The organism is Pseudomonas sessilinigenes, from assembly GCF_003850565.1.
GTDB lineage: Bacteria > Pseudomonadota > Gammaproteobacteria > Pseudomonadales > Pseudomonadaceae > Aquipseudomonas > Aquipseudomonas sessilinigenes.
Genome location: NZ_CP027706.1, coordinates 3,585,345 through 3,600,271, shown reverse-complemented (window position 1 = coordinate 3,600,271; position 14,927 = coordinate 3,585,345). Strand labels below are relative to the sequence as shown.

The following is a 14,927-nucleotide window of genomic DNA, read 5'->3' as shown; positions in this document are numbered from 1 at the left end:
ATCTGACAAGAACCCAAAGGTACGATGTTTTCCTGGGCAGACTGTGTTAAAAATCCACCGCCCGGGCCAAAGCCACGGGCACACGTTCTCAGGGCGGGGTGTAATTCCCCACCGGCGGTAATTGCACGCAATGTGCATAGCCCGCGAGCGCTTGGCACCATCGGCAGCTTGCCTGCAGGTGATGACAAGGTCAGCAGACCCGGTGTGATCCCGGGGCCGACGGTCATAGTCCGGATGAAGAGAGAACGGGATTAGCACCGAAGGGCCGCTGCAGAACCGTCGTGGGTAATCCACGCGGGCCCTGCGCGCACCCTTGAATCCCATTCGATTCATGCATGCCCTGTTTTTCATACAAACAGGAGTCAGAACAGATGCAACTCTCTGCTATCGATAGCAAAAGCAAACACCATCCCAACGAGCGCGTCGCCTTTGTCCAGGCTTGCTGGCACAAGGAAATCGTCGATCAGAGCCGCCAGGGCTTCCTCACCGAAATGCTTGCCCAGGGCTACCAGGAAAGCGACATCGACTTCTTCGAGGTCGGTGGCGCCTTCGAGATCCCGCTGCAAGCCAAGCTGCTGGCCAAGTCCGGTCGCTATACCGGGATCGTCGCGGCCGGCCTGGTGGTGGACGGCGGCCTCTACCGCCACGACTTCGTCGGCCAGGCGGTGATCAACGGGCTGATGCAGGTGCAATTGGAAACCGAAGTGCCGGTGTTCTCGGTGGTGCTGACCCCGCATCATTTCCATGCGGGCGAAGAACACCAGAAGTTCTTCTTCGAACACTTCGTGGTCAAGGGTCGGGAGGCGGCCATCACCTGCGCCGACACCCTGAACAAGACTCGCGCCCTGCGCCGTAACGAACAACGCGCAGTCGCAGTGTAAGGACTGCAACAAGGCAACCCGCCACGGCGGGCTGCCTTGTTGGCTTGCAGTATCAGCTCAGGCCATCGGCCGTGGCCGGCACGATCAGGATCCCGGCACGCAGGCCATTCTTGACCTTGGGGTTGGGGAAAATGATCCTCGCGCCCTTCTCCTCGATGACCCAGCGGGTCTGGGCAATGTCCTCGGCCAGCAGGTAACCCATCTCCAATTCGGAAAAGTTCTCCACGTCCGCTGGCAAGTGCAGTTGGAAGCTGTCGCTGTGCTTGATCACTTCCCGAGAGACACTGAACAACTTCAATCCCTCGAGGCTGTCCTGCTCTGCGGGCGGCTCGCTGCCCTCGATCAGTTGCTTGAGCCGGGTTTCCAGGCGCTCGACATTGACCCCCTGGTTCTGCCCGAACGGCCGGGCCTTGCCCAGCTCCAGGGTGAAGGACTCGGCGCCCAGTTGATCGTAGGTGTAGGCGCTGAAAACGATCGACGGCTTGTTCTGCAACAGCACCGCCTCCATGCCGCAGGCCCGCAGGCGCGCCAGTTCGCGACGCGAATGCTGGCGCCCGTCCTTCCATGGGTACAGGGCGAACTGCTCGATCTTCGAACCGCGAATGGCCGTATGCAGGTCGTAGTGCAGGCGCTCGCGCCCCGGCACGCTGAAGAAACTCGCCGCCAGGCGCTCCAGCTCACAGGCGCGCAAGGCCTCATTACCACTGCTCAACTCATGCCGGCCGTTGAACAGTCGATTGACATCCTGCTCGACGAAACGCTCGCCGCGGCGCATGGCCTCGGGATTGCCGAACAGGAACAGGATACGGGCGCGGGGCTTCAGGTCGCCCCGGGCGATGTCATGCAACAGGCGGTCGAGCAACTCGATGGGAGCGGTCTCGTTGCCGTGGATGCCGGCGGACAACAACAGGTCCAGCCCGTTGTCGCGCGCCTCGGGGGGGCGCACTTCCAGCGCCCCCTCGCTCAGCCAGCGCATGCGCACGCCGTCGACAGTCAGTTGAGTCTTCTCTGCCGGTTCACGGCCGGCGAGGGTCAGTTCAAGCAGTTTGCCGAGGGCGAGCATAGAGCGCGTTCCTTAGTGAGCGTGGCCGCAGCCAGGGCCGTGTACGTGATCGTCGTCGCCAGCGTCGGCCGGCTCCATTTCCAACTGCAGGCTGACCAGGTTGGTCGCCAGCGGACGCAGCAGCAGGCTGGCGTACTCCTCGTCGCCCTCCTCCACATCCACGCCAATCAGCAACTGGCCACGGCCGTCCTGCTGGATCCACACTTCCTTGCCTTGCCACAACACCGCAAAACGGGTGCAGGAAGTTTCCTGCTGGGCGCCTTCGGCATCTTCAAGGATCAGTTGCAGGGTATCGCTCATGGGTCGGTTCTCGTCTGGGGTGAAGCACCGCACCCGGATCGTCCGGGTGCGGGCTGTCAATTGATCTGGAAAGGATAAACCGCGCCCAGTTTAAGGATTTGCGTCAACTCATCCAATGCCGTCCGGCACTCGACCAGCAGTTGCGGGTCCGCCAAGTCGCTTTCGGCCAGACGATCGCGGTAATGCTTGCCAACCCATTGGGTCAGGGTCTCGTACAGCGGCGCGGTCATGATCACGCCAGGGTTGACCGCCGCCAACTCGGTTTCGTTGAGCGCCACGCGCAGGCGCAGGCACGCCGGGCCACCGCCGTTCTGCATGCTCTGCTTGAGATCGAAGACCTTCACCTCGCGGATCACGCCGCCTGAGCTGGTGAGGTTTTGCAGGTATTGCCAGACCCGCTCGTTGCTGCGGCACTCTTCAGGCACGATCAGCAACATGCTGCCATCGGCACGAGACAACAGCTGGCTGTTGAACAGATAGGAGCGTACCGCGTCCTCTACCGACACCTGGGAGCGAGGCACGCAGATCGCCTGGAAGTTGGCGCCGCGCTTGCCCAGCTTGGCCTGCAGCTCGGCAAGCATCGTGTCGGTGTGGAGGAAGGCATCCTCGTGGTAGAACAGCACCTCGCCGTTACCCACGGCGATCACATCGTTATGGAACACGCCCTGGTCGATCACTGCCGGGTTCTGCTGGGCATAGACCACGCCCTCCTCGCCCAGCCCATGCAACCTGGCCACGGCCTGGGACGCCTCCAGGGTCTGGCGCGCCGGATACTTCTGCGGAGCCGGGTAGCGCGTATCGAAAGCACTGCGACCAAAGACGAAGAACTCGACGCCAGCCTGGCCGTAGTCACGGCAGAAGCGCGTGTGGTTGGCCGCGCCCTCATCACCGAACTGCGCCACTGCCGGCAAGGCCGCGTGGTGGGCGAAGTGCTTCTGGTCGGCGAACATCGCCCCCAGTACCCGGCTGGTGGTCGGGTGCTCGATGCTGCGGTGGTACTTGCAGTTGAGGTTGGCGGCGGTGAAATGCACACGGCCATCGGCGGTGTCGGCACTCGGGCTCACGGTGGCGGCGTTGGCCACCCACATGCTCGAAGCCGAGCAACTGGCGACCAGCAACGGCATGGCCTGCTTGGCCGCCTGCTGAATGACCTGCGCATCCGTTCCGGCAAAGCCCAGGCTACGCAGCGCAGCCACATCCGGACGCTCCTGCGGGGCGAGCACGCCCTGCTGGAAGCCCATGTCCATCAGCGCCTTCATCTTCGCCAGGCCCTGCAACGCCGCTTCTTTAGGATTGGAGCCCTGCTGGCTATTGCTCTGGGAGGCGACGTTGCCGTAGGACAAACCGCCGTAGTTATGGGTCGGCCCCACTAGACCGTCAAAATTGACTTCATAGGATTTCATCAGCGAGGCTCCACGAATCTGCTTGTTATAGGCATCGATATCAGTACAGGTCTTTGAGGCCAACGACGCCCGTTTCAGGAGACGTTCGCAGCCTGCGGCAGCGGCTTCATCGACGCCCCACCGCTGTTTGCAGCCGCTGCCGTGGAGCGCCAGGGGCACTCCACGGCTTCTCATCAATCCAGGCGCACGCCCGGGGTCAGCGCTCCGGGCAAGACCAGGCTCGGAGTCTCCAGGGAGGCTACCGGGTACGCGCAGTAATCCGCGGCGTAATAGGCGCTGGCCCGATGGTTGCCCGAGGCCCCCACACCACCGAATGGCGCGCTGCTGGCAGCACCGGTCAACTGCTTGTTCCAGTTGACGATCCCGGCCCGGCTCTGCAACCAGAACTGCTGGTAGCGCTCTTCGGAATCCGACAGCAGACCGGCCGCCAGGCCGTACTGGGTATTGTTGGCCTCGGCGATGGCGCCATCAAAATCAGCGTAGCGGATCACTTGCAGCAACGGCCCGAACAGCTCCTCGTCAGGTCGCTCGGCCACCGCCGTGACATCCAGGATCCCCGGAGTCAGCAGTGCGGCCTGGGCCTGGGGCTGGGTCATTTCCAGCAGGGCCACGGCGCCGTTGGCCAACAACTGGCGCTGGGCATCCAGCAGTGCCTGGGCGGCGCCCAGGGAGATTACCGAGCCCATGAACGGCGCTGGTTGCTGGTCGAAGGCACCCACCTCGATGGTCGAGCTGACCGCCACCAGGCGCGCCAGCAACGAGTCGCCCCAGGCGCCTGCCGGCACCAGCAGGCGGCGGGCACAGGTACAGCGCTGGCCGGCCGAGATGAAGGCGGACTGGATGATGGTGTACACCGCGGCATCCAGGTCCGCGACCTGGTCCACCACCAACGGGTTGTTACCCCCCATCTCCAGGGCCAGGATCTTGTCCGGACGCCCGGCGAACTGCTGGTGCAGGTGGTTGCCGGTACGGCTGGAACCCGTGAAGAACAGGCCATCGATCCCTGGGTTGGCGGCCAAGGCGATCCCGGTTTCCCGGGCGCCCTGCAACAGGTTGAGCACGCCCGCCGGCAGGCCGGCCTCGATCCAGCACCGGACCGTCAGCTCGGCGACCTTGGGCGTCAGCTCGCTGGGCTTGAACAGCACACTGTTACCCGCCAGCAGCGCCGGCACTATGTGACCATTGGGCAGGTGGCCGGGGAAGTTGTAGGGGCCGAACACCGCCACCACGCCATGGGGCTTGTGTCGCAGCACGGCGGTGGCGTCGCCCAGCGGGCCGCTCTTCTCGCCGGTGCGCTCACGGTAGCTTTGCACCGAGATGGCGATCTTGTTGACCATGCTGGTCACTTCCGTGGTCGCCTCCCACAACGGCTTGCCGGTTTCCTCGCCAATGCAGCGGGCCAGTTCGTCGGCACGGGCCTTGAGGCCGGCAGCGAAGGCTTCGAGCACGCCGATGCGCTCCTCCAGGGAACGCTTGGCCCAGGCTGGGAATGCCTGGCGCGCAGCATGCACCGCGCTATCCACCTGGGCGGGCGTTGCGCCGTTGCCGGACCAGATGACCTCCTGGGTCACCGGATTGACGGAGGTGAAGGCTTCACCCTGGCCGGCCAGCCATTGGCCGGCGATGTACAACGTGCTCATTATTTCGACTCCCGAGAAGCAGACAGCGGAACCGCGCGGACCTGGTCGCCGGCGTTGAGTTGCAGGCGCTTGGCGGTCAGCGGATCGACCACCAGGGTGCCCGAGGCGAAGCGCGCCGGCGCCGCGGTGATACGACAGTCCTCGCGCTTGCGGTTGTGGATCAGGAATGGCGTGGCGTCGTCGCCCGGGGTGCCGATGGCCAACACCAGCGCCTGGCTGTCGCGCACCGCGCGGATCTTGCTGGTCTCGCACTCCACCGCCGGGCCGGCGTCGAAGATGTCGACATAACCCTGGTAGCTGAAGCCCTCGCTCTTGAGCATGGCCAGAGCCGGCTCGGTGTCGGTGTGGACCTTGGCGATGACGTTGCGCGCGTCCTCGGAAAGAAAGCAGGTGTAGAGCGGGAACTTGGGCATCAACTCGGCGATGAAAGCCTTGTTGCCAACGCCAGTGAGATAGTCCGCCTGGCTGAATTCCATCTTGAAGAAATGCCGGCCCAGGCTTTCCCAGAAGGGCGAGCGCCCCTGCTCATCGGACATGCCGCGCATCTCGGCGATGATCTTGTTGCCGAACAGCTGCGGGAACTCGGCGATGAACAGCATGCGCGCCTTGGCCAACATGCGGCCGTTGAGGCCGTTACGGTAGTCGGCATGCAGGAACAGCGAACACAGCTCGGAGTTGCCGGTCAGGTCGTTGGCCAGGAACAGCGTCGGGATCTCGCGGTAGATGTTCAGTTCCTGGGAAGCGCTGACGGTCAGGCCCACCCGGAAGTTGTACCAGGGCTCACGCAGGCCGACCGCACCGGCGATGGCGGAAATCCCCACCACCCGGCCGTTGTCGTCCTCCAGCACGAACAGGTAGTCCGCATCGCCGCGCTCGGCTTCACCGCGAAAGGTCTTCTCCGCCCAGCCGACCCGATGGGTCAGGCGCTCTTCGTTGGCCGGCAAGGTGGTGAGGCCGGTGCCGGTGCTGCGGGCCAGGTCGATCAGCGCGGGTAAATCGCTGCTGCGTACGGGACGAACGATCATGCTATCTCCTCAGACGGACGCCTTTGCCGGCGCCCGCGAAACTCGCTGCTTTGCAGACAGGCTTTCCAGGTCGTGGAAGCCGCCGTTAAACCGCCACCAGGCGCACGCTGGCGCCTTCACCGACGCCCAGGGCCTCGGCTGCTTGCAGATCCAGGGTCACTGGCTTGCCCGGCGCGTAGTCCAGCTCCAGCAGCACCGCGCGGTAGTCCTGCAACTGGCCGTTGGAAACCAGGTACTGGCGACCGCCGCCCTTGAGCGCTTCGCCGATCCTGACCGGCACCACGCGGCTCTGGGCAATCGAACGGATCCCGGAAACCCGCGCATGCAGGGTCGGGCCGCCGTCGAAAATATCGATGTAGTGATCGGTCTCGAAACCTTCGCGCATCAGGATGTCGAAGGTGATCTGCGCCCGCGGATGCACCTGGCCCATGGCTTCCTGGGCGGCGTCCGGCAGCAGCGGCACGTAGATCGGATAATGCGGCATCAGCTCGGCCAGGAAAGTCCGGCTCTTGAGGCCGCACAGGCGCTCGGCCTCGGCATAGTTGAGATCGAAGAAGTTGCGTCCGATGGCATCCCAGAACGGCGAGTCGCCATTTTCGTCGCTGTAGCCAACGATCTCGGTCACCACCGAATCGGCGAAGCGTTCCGGGTGGTTGGCCACGAACAGCAGGCGGCCACGGGAGTTGAGCTCGGCCCAGGGCGTGCCCACCAGGTCGCGGACCACATAGAAGCTGGTCAGCAGGCTGTTGCCGGTCAGGTCATGGCACTGGGACAGGACATGGATCTTGTTGTGGATCTTCAGCTCGCGGGACGCATGGACGAAGGTTTCGTTGCGAAAGCTGTAGAACGGCTCGGAGTAGCCCGCCGAGGCGACGATGGCCGAGCATCCCACCAGCTTGCCGCTTTCGCTGTCCTCGAGGACGAAGAAGTAGCTCTCTTCACCGTTGAAGCTCACTTCCGCGGCGAACGAAGCCTCGCTCGCGGCGATCTTGTCGCGCAGGCGCTCCACATCGTCCGGCAAGGAGGTGACACCAATCGGGCTGTCTGCAGCCAGACGCTGTACCTCGCCCAGATCGGCCATTTGCGCGGGGCGCATCACCAGCATGGTGTCACTCCTTACTCTAAAACAGGTCGGAAACCGTCCGACTCAGGGAAAAAAATGCCGGGATAGCCCGGCACAGGAATTAGTGCTCGACGCCAGGAAAAAACACCGGCGCCGAGAAATACCACCGCCTGGATCAGGCTTGGGTCAGTTTCGCCACGGCGCGCTCGAAGCGATCCAGGCCCTGGTCGATATCGGCATCCTCGACCACCAGGCTCGGGGCGAAACGCACCACGTCCGGACCGGCTTGCAGAATCATCAAGCCTTCTTTCTCAGCGGCGTTGAACACGTCCTTGGCCTTGCCCTTCCAGGCGTCGCTAAGTACGCAACCGAGCAGCAGGCCCAGGCCACGGATTTCCGTGAACAGGCCGTACTTGGCGCCGATCTGCGACAGACGAGTCTTGAAGCGATCGTGCTTGGCCTTGACGCCATTGAGCACTTCGGGGGTGTTGATCACGTCCATCACCGCCCCAGCCACTGCACAGGCCAGCGGGTTGCCGCCGTAGGTAGTGCCGTGGGTACCGACTACCAGGTGCTTGGCCAGCTCTTCGGTGGTCAGCATCGCCGCGATCGGGAAGCCGCCACCCAGGCTCTTGGCGCTGGTGAGGATGTCCGGGGTGACGCCGTAATGCTGGTAGGCGAACAGCTCGCCGCAGCGGCCCATGCCGGTCTGCACTTCGTCGAACACCAGCAGCGCGTTGTGCTGGTCGCACAGCTCACGGGCACCTTGCAGGTAGGCCAGCTCGGCCGGCAACACGCCGCCCTCACCCTGGATCGGCTCCAGCACCACGGCGCAGGTCTTGTCGGAGATCGCGGCTTTCAGCGCGGCCAGGTCGTTGTATGGCACATGGGTGATGCCGGTGATCTTCGGACCGAAGCCATCTGAATACTTGGACTGGCCACCAACGTTGACGGTGAACAGGGTGCGACCGTGGAAGCTGTTGAGCGCTGCGATGATTTCGTACTTCTCGGCACCGAAGCGATCATGGGCCACGCGACGGGCCAGCTTGAAAGCGGCCTCGTTGGCCTCCGCACCGGAGTTACAGAAGAATGCACGCTCGGCGAAGGTGGCGTCGATCAGCTTGTGGGCCAGGCGCAAGGCCGGCTCATTGGTGAATACGTTGGAGACATGCCACAGCTTGTTCGCCTGCTCGGTCAGGGCGCCCACCAGGGCCGGATGGGCATGGCCCAGCACGTTGACCGCGATGCCGCCGGCGAAGTCGATCAGCTCCCGTCCCGTCTGGTCCCAGACTCGAGACCCCGCGCCGCGCACAGGAATGAAAGCCGCAGGTGCGTAGTTGGGAACCATCACCTGGTCGAAATCGGCGCGTTGCACCGGAGCTTGCTCAACGGACATCGGAGTCTCCTGAAGAGGAACACCCGCCTGGAACTGGCGAGCGATGGAGGGATTGTAAGGACAGTTTTGTGCCCGGCCTTGTCGCCAAGCGACAACTTCTTATAGCGCCAACCCCGGTTTTTCGTGGGTTTATGGCAATGCGACAAATAGCGTCGCAAAGGCGCAGTTTAAACTGCGTGGCGCCTGAACGGCAGGTTTGCCGGGCTAATTATCCGCTTGGCCAGTAACGCCGCTCACGCCTCTTTTTAGCCGCCGGGCGCACAACGTTCGCAAGGCTGACAACGCCAAGCGCCAGTAGCGCTCAGATACCCCTGGCGACCCGCACGAGCCATGCACGACCTTCAGCAGCGGCTACACCAGGCACCGAGCTGGAAGGGAGCGGATCAGCCGCGCTCGGCGGGTACGGAGGAGAGTTCGAAGGGGCTGCTGCTACGCCGCTGGTTACGGTCTTCACGCGGGGTGGCGCCAAAGAAATTGCGGTAGGCGCTGGAGAAGTGCGGTCCGGAGGAGAAACCGCAGGACAGGCCGATCTGGATGATCGACTTGCTGGTCTGCATCAGCATCTGCCGTGCCTTGTTCAGCCGCAGCTCCAGGTAGTACTGGCTCGGCACACGGTTCAGGTACTGTTTGAAGATCCGCTCCAGCTGGCGACGAGATACGCAGACGTGTTGGGCGATCTCGTCAGTGGTCAGCGGCTCCTCGATATTGGCCTCCATCAGCAATACCGCCTGAGTCAGCTTCGGATGGCTGGAGCCCAGGCGGTTCTGCAGCGGAATGCGCTGGCGCTCGCCACCTTCGCGAATACGTTCAACCACCAGTTCCTCGGATACTGCCCCAGCCAGCTCCGCGCCGTGGTCACGCGCCAGCACCGCCAGCAGCAAGTCCAACACCGACATGCCGCCACAGGCGGTCAACCGATCACGATCCCAATCGAACAAGTGGCTGGTGGCGATAACCTTGGGAAAACGCTCGGCAAAATCATCCTGCCAGCGCCAGTGCACCGCTGCCCGATAACCATCGAGCAGGCCCAATTGGGCCAGCGGATAAACGCCTGCGGACAATCCGCCCACCACACAACCGGAGCGCACCAATTGCTTGAGCGCGGTACCCAGTGCCGGGCTCATGGGCGCCGGCGGCTCGTCCGCCAGCAGGAACAGTTTCTGGCACCCTTCAAGCTTGCCCGCCCAAGGCTCGCCCGGCAGTTGCCAGGTACCTTGCGCAGGAGCCTCGGCCTGGAGAAAGGCCAGCTCATAGATCACGTCCGGATGAACCCGCTGGGCGACGCGCAAAGCCTCCTCGGCCAGCGCCAGCGTCAAGGCTTTAGTGCTGGGCCAAATCAGGAAACCAATTCGATGGGCAGTCATGGCGGGCAATCCGAAACGAAAACAGGGTAGGAAACCAAGGGCGGCTGCACCAAGTTAGACCATCTGGCGCAGGGCGCTCAGCATGACCTAATTTGGTGCATTACGGCAGCTATTACTTGAGACTGCCGGAGAGGAATTGTTGCAAACGTTCTGATTGTGGATTCACCAGCACTTCCCGCGGATTGCCGCTCTCTTCCACCAGCCCCTTGTGCAGGAACACCAGTTGATTGGAGACCTCGCGGGCAAAACCCATCTCGTGGGTCACCACCACCATGGTCCGGCCTTCCTGGGCCAGGGACTGCATGACCTTCAGCACGTCACCCACCAGCTCCGGGTCCAGGGCCGAGGTTGGCTCGTCGAACAACATGACCTCAGGTTCCATGGCCAGGGCCCGGGCAATCGCCACGCGCTGCTGCTCGCCACCGGACATGTGCCCCGGGTAGGCATCCTTGCGATGCGCCACACCGACCTTGGCCAGGTAATGCTCGGCCTTCTCGCGAGCCTCGGCCTTGGATACGCCCAATACATGTACCGGGGCTTCCATGATGTTCTCGATGGCGGTCATGTGCGACCACAGGTTGAAGTGCTGGAACACCATCGACAGGCGCGAGCGCATGCGCTGCAACTGCTTGGGGTCGGCGGCCTTGAGGGCGCCGTCCTTGTTGGCCACCAGCTTCAGCTCTTCATTGTTCAGCAGGATCTTCCCGGCGTGGGGTTGCTCCAGCAGGTTGATGCAGCGCAAAAAGGTACTCTTGCCCGAGCCACTGGAGCCGATGATGCTGATCACATCGCCAGCCGCGGCCTTCAGGGACACACCCTTGAGCACTTCATGACTGCCATAGCGCTTATGCAGGTCTTGGACTTCAAGTTTGTACATGCGGTCGGTTCTCACAAAAACAGTCAGTCGTTGAGCAAGCGCCCGTGACGCAGCGCTTCGCGCCCCGCCACCTTGGCCAGCCAGAAACCGGGTTGGGCATAACGCAGCCGCTCAACGGCGAATAGCACGCCGCTGGTGCCAGCACATACCGTGCTGACCCGATCGGATAGAGGATCAATCACTTCGAAAATCGGCTCGCCCACTTCCACCCAGCTACCAGCCGGACGCAGGAAACTCACCACGCCAGGATGCGGCGCATACAGTAATTCAGTGCCTTCGAAGGGCATGCCCTCGCAGGGTTCACGCGCTGGCGCCGGCCACTGCCCGGCAATCAGCCCCTGCTCGGCGAGGAACGCCAGGATACCCTCGGCATGCGCCTCGGCCTGGGGACGCCCAGTATCGGCCTGGCCACCCAGCTCAAGCGTAGTCGCCAGGCACGCCAGGGGAATCTGTGCTTCGGGGAACTGCCGCGACAGGCGCAGCCAGGGCAGCGAACAGGCTTCGTCGAACGAACTGCCACCGGAATCCTCGGCCAACAGGCCGACCCGTACATCCAGGTGAGCCGCCAAGGAACGCCATTGCGGCCAATGCTGCGGCAAGGCATACATATGCAGCGCCGCCTCGGCATCGCAATGCAGATCCAGTACCACGTCGGCGGTGCAGGCATGCGCCAGCAACACCCGCTGCATACCCTGCAACTGGCTGGCAGCCGGCGGCAATTCGGCCAGCACATCAGCCATGGCCTGGCGGATCAGTTGCACGTTGGCATGGGCATCGTCACCCAGGCGCCCTTGCAGGCGCTGAGTCACAGGCTCGCTGAGCTCGACGAAATCACGGTTGAAATTCTTGCCGCTACCAGCCTCGAAACGCCCCTGGTGATTGCCTTGCAGCAACTGCCCAAGCCCCAGGGGATTGGCCACCGGCACCAGCTCGATGACGCCCTTGAGGGCCCCCTGGGCTTCCAGCTCGGCCAGGCGCTTCTTCAGCTCCCAGGCGGTCCGCATGCCAGGCAGTTCGTCTGCGTGCAGGCTGGCCTGGATATAGGCCTTGCGCTCGCCACTGCCGAAACGGAACACCGAGATGCTGCGCTCGCTGCCCAGGTGGCTCCAGGGCAATGGATGGTCGATACGTTCCATATCAGTGCTTCCGCGGCGCCAGGTAGCGCAGCCAGCGGCCTTCGGCCAGCTTGAACAGGCGCACCAGGATAAAGGTCAGGCACAGGTAGAACACACCGGCGGTGATATAGGCCTCGAATGGCAGGTAGTACTGCGCATTGACCGTACGTGCCGCACCGGTGATATCGATCAGGGTGACGATGGAAGCCAGGCTGGTGGTCTGCAGCATCATGATCACTTCGTTGCTGTACTGCGGCAGCGCCCGGCGCAGGGCCGACGGCAGGAGGATGCGGCGATACATCTTGTAGCGCGACATGCCCACGGCCTTGGCCGCCTCGATCTCGCCATGGGGCGTGGCCTTGAGGCTGCCAGCGATGATTTCCGCGGTATAGGCACTGGTGTTGACGGCGAAAGCCAGGCAGGCACAGAAGGTTGCGCTGGACAGCCAGGGCCAAAGGAAGCTCTCACGCACGACCTCGAACTGGGCCAGGCCGTAATAGATCAGGAACAACTGCACCAGCATCGGGGTGCCGCGGATCACATAGGTGTAGAGCCAGGCCGTCATGTTCACCAACGGCTGCTTGGATACACGCATCAAGCCCAGAGGCAGAGCCACCAGCAAGCCGAAGAACAGCGACAGCGCCAGCAACTTCAGGGTGGTCAGCAGGCCGCTGAAGTACAGCGGCAAGGCATCATAGATGACGTTGTAGTCGAAGATCATAGATCAGCCGCCTTTACGCCTACCGAGTAGCGCTTCTCAAGGTGACGCAATGCCAGCAACGAGACACTGGTGATCACCAGGTACATGGCCGCCACTGCAAGGAAGAAGGTGAAAGGCTCGCGAGTGGCATCTGCCGCCTGCTTGGCCTTGAACATCATGTCCTGCAGGCCCACCACGGAAATCAGCGCGGTAGCCTTGGTCAGCACCAGCCAGTTGTTGGTGAAACCGGGAATCGCCAGGCGGATCATCTGCGGCACCATCACCCGGAAGAATACCTGGGGACTGCTCATGCCATAGGCCATGCCTGCTTCTGCCTGCCCCTTGGGAATCGCCATGAAGGCACCACGGAAGGTCTCCGACAGGTAGGCCCCGAAGATGAAACCAAGCGTGCCAATACCGGCGGCCAGCGGATTGAGGTCGATGTACTCGTCGAAACCCAGCAGCGGAGCCACGCGATTGAGCAGATCCTGGCCGCCGTAGAAGATCAGCAGGATCAGTACCAGGTCGGGAATGCCACGGATCACCGTGGAATACAGGTCGCCCAGCCAGGCCAGCCAGCGTACCGGCGAGAGTCGCAGGGCGACCCCGATCAGACCCAGAACAATGGCCAGGGCCATGGACGACAAGGCGAGCTGAAGCGTCAGCCAAGCGCCATCGAGGATGACAGCCCCGTAGCCTTTCAACATGATTCAGGTCCTCGAAAGTTGGGATGAAAAAATGGCGCAAACCTCAGAGATTCTGCTGCTTGCGCCATCTCGGACTGACGAATTCGACGACTTATTTGCCGTAGATATCGAAGTCGAAGTATTTGTCCTGGATTTCCTTGTACTTGCCGTTCTCGCGAATGGCTGCAATGGCGGCATTGATCTTGTCCAGATCAGCCTTGTCACCCTTGCGTACGGCGATCCCTACGCCGTCACCGAAGTACTTGACGTCGGTGAAGGCTGGGCCAACGAAGGCAAAGCCCTTGCCGGAGTCAGTCTTCAAGAAGCCGTCGTTCAACAGGGTAGCGTCCGCCACGGTGCCGTCGAGGCGACCGGCCGCTACATCCAGGTAGATTTCGTTCTGCGAGCCGTAAGGCTTGATCTGTGCGCCCAGGGGAGCCAGGACTTCACGAGCGAAACGCTCATGGATCGAACCGCGCTGCACGCCGATGTTCTTGCCCTTGAGCTCGGACATGCCGTCGCTGACCTGGGTACCGGCCTTCATGACCAGGCGTGCAGGCGTGTTGTAGTACTTATTGGTGAAGTCCACGGACTTCTTGCGATCATCGGTGATCGACATGGACGAGAGGATCGCGTCGATCTTGCGCACTTTCAGCGCAGGGATCAGGCCATCGAACTCTTGTTCGACCCAGACGCACTTGACCTTCATCTGCTCGCACAGGGCATTGCCGATGTCGTAATCGAAACCGACGATGCTGCCATCCGGAGCCTTGGAGGCAAATGGAGGGTAAGCCGCCTCAATACCAATTTTCAGGGGCTTTTCGTCGGCAATGCTCGACAGCGAAAACACGGACAGTGCCAGGGCGCCAAGAAGCACGAGTTTCTTCATTCTTAGGACTCCATCGGTAAAGGGCAAAAACGGCAGAGTGAGCGACAGCCCAATATGCGAATGGGTGGAACCTCAATAGCGGTGCTGCGTCCTGGGAGGCCCGAAAAAGGATTCACACACAGGCAACGACGAGCGAGTGACCGGCATTCTAACGACAGGCCGGAAGCCGATATTTCCTCAATGCGACAACAAATTACAGAAGCATCGAGAATACCGGAGCGGCATATTGACAGCTCTTCAGGTTTATGCAAGAGCAAAAGAGAGTGAACCAATCTACGTTGCAAATTGCGGGCCTATTATTGGCAAAGCCTTCTATTCCGGCAAGCGCAGCGTGATGCCTTATTTTTTAAAGGGATATAGAACGCCTTAAAACAGGGCCTGGCGTTTCCCATCGCCCCGAAATCGGGCGTGAGGTTACACCCTCGGTAGCGCCGGTAACATTCAGATACGACTGATGGGCAGCCGATATTTATTCAAGCCCTCGACAGCCCCATCCAGCGCAATCAGCCGCTCAAGAAAGGCACT

The 14,927-nt window shown here is 62.3% G+C and carries 14 protein-coding genes and 1 riboswitch; of the genes, 1 reads left to right on the top strand and 13 read right to left on the bottom strand.

The genetic code is table 11. The features are described 5' to 3' along the window. Positions 1–80: 80 nt before the first annotated feature. A riboswitch (FMN riboswitch) is annotated at positions 81–251 on the top strand. Positions 252–371: 120 nt separating this feature from the next. Further along, the gene (locus C4K39_RS16570) at positions 372–881 is read left to right on the top strand and encodes a 6,7-dimethyl-8-ribityllumazine synthase (protein ID WP_068579381.1); all 510 of its coding nucleotides are present in this window, start codon (positions 372–374) and stop codon (positions 879–881) included. A gap of 52 nt (positions 882–933) precedes the next feature. On the opposite strand, the gene astE is transcribed toward C4K39_RS16570, so the two are convergent. The 13 genes from astE to C4K39_RS16505 form a co-directional block, all read right to left on the bottom strand. Then, positions 934–1,944: a succinylglutamate desuccinylase gene (astE, locus tag C4K39_RS16565; protein WP_068579386.1), complete on the bottom strand. Its 1,011-nt coding sequence runs from the start codon at positions 1,942–1,944 to the stop codon at positions 934–936. A 12-nt stretch (positions 1,945–1,956) separates the two neighbouring features. Beyond that, positions 1,957–2,244, bottom strand: a complete 288-nt coding sequence (locus C4K39_RS16560) for a hypothetical protein (protein ID WP_022640322.1) — start codon at positions 2,242–2,244, stop codon at positions 1,957–1,959. Positions 2,245–2,300: 56 nt separating this feature from the next. Further along, positions 2,301–3,647, bottom strand: coding sequence for an N-succinylarginine dihydrolase (astB, locus tag C4K39_RS16555; RefSeq protein WP_068579502.1), 1,347 nt, complete (start codon positions 3,645–3,647; stop codon positions 2,301–2,303). A gap of 173 nt (positions 3,648–3,820) precedes the next feature. Beyond that, positions 3,821–5,290, bottom strand: a complete 1,470-nt coding sequence (gene astD / locus C4K39_RS16550) for a succinylglutamate-semialdehyde dehydrogenase (protein ID WP_164487356.1) — start codon at positions 5,288–5,290, stop codon at positions 3,821–3,823. Next, entirely contained in the window at positions 5,287–6,312 is a 1,026-nt protein-coding gene (gene astA / locus C4K39_RS16545) for an arginine N-succinyltransferase (protein WP_124347007.1), read from the bottom strand. The genes astD and astA overlap by 4 nt, the downstream gene beginning before the upstream one ends. 85 nt (positions 6,313–6,397) lie before the next feature. After that, positions 6,398–7,417, bottom strand: coding sequence for an arginine/ornithine succinyltransferase subunit alpha (gene aruF, locus C4K39_RS16540; RefSeq protein WP_068579395.1), 1,020 nt, complete (start codon positions 7,415–7,417; stop codon positions 6,398–6,400). Positions 7,418–7,550: 133 nt separating this feature from the next. Beyond that, positions 7,551–8,771, bottom strand: a complete 1,221-nt coding sequence (locus C4K39_RS16535) for an aspartate aminotransferase family protein (RefSeq protein ID WP_068579398.1) — start codon at positions 8,769–8,771, stop codon at positions 7,551–7,553. Positions 8,772–9,154: 383 nt separating this feature from the next. Next, the gene (argR, locus tag C4K39_RS16530; RefSeq protein ID WP_124347006.1) at positions 9,155–10,135 is read right to left on the bottom strand and encodes a transcriptional regulator ArgR; all 981 of its coding nucleotides are present in this window, start codon (positions 10,133–10,135) and stop codon (positions 9,155–9,157) included. A 112-nt stretch (positions 10,136–10,247) separates the two neighbouring features. Continuing rightward, positions 10,248–11,012, bottom strand: a complete 765-nt coding sequence (locus C4K39_RS16525) for an ABC transporter ATP-binding protein (protein WP_068579404.1) — start codon at positions 11,010–11,012, stop codon at positions 10,248–10,250. A gap of 23 nt (positions 11,013–11,035) precedes the next feature. Continuing rightward, on the bottom strand, positions 11,036–12,148 hold the full coding sequence (locus C4K39_RS16520) for a succinylglutamate desuccinylase/aspartoacylase family protein (protein ID WP_124347005.1): 1,113 nt from the start codon (positions 12,146–12,148) through the stop codon (positions 11,036–11,038). Between the two features lies 1 nt (position 12,149). Next, positions 12,150–12,848, bottom strand: a complete 699-nt coding sequence (locus C4K39_RS16515; protein WP_068579409.1) for an ABC transporter permease — start codon at positions 12,846–12,848, stop codon at positions 12,150–12,152. Next, positions 12,845–13,534 (bottom strand): ABC transporter permease, encoded by a 690-nt coding sequence (locus C4K39_RS16510; RefSeq protein ID WP_068579412.1) that lies wholly within the window; start codon positions 13,532–13,534, stop codon positions 12,845–12,847. The genes C4K39_RS16515 and C4K39_RS16510 overlap by 4 nt, the downstream gene beginning before the upstream one ends. Positions 13,535–13,625: 91 nt before the next feature. Then, entirely contained in the window at positions 13,626–14,402 is a 777-nt protein-coding gene (locus C4K39_RS16505; protein WP_068579415.1) for an ABC transporter substrate-binding protein, read from the bottom strand. Positions 14,403–14,927: the final 525 nt, after the last annotated feature.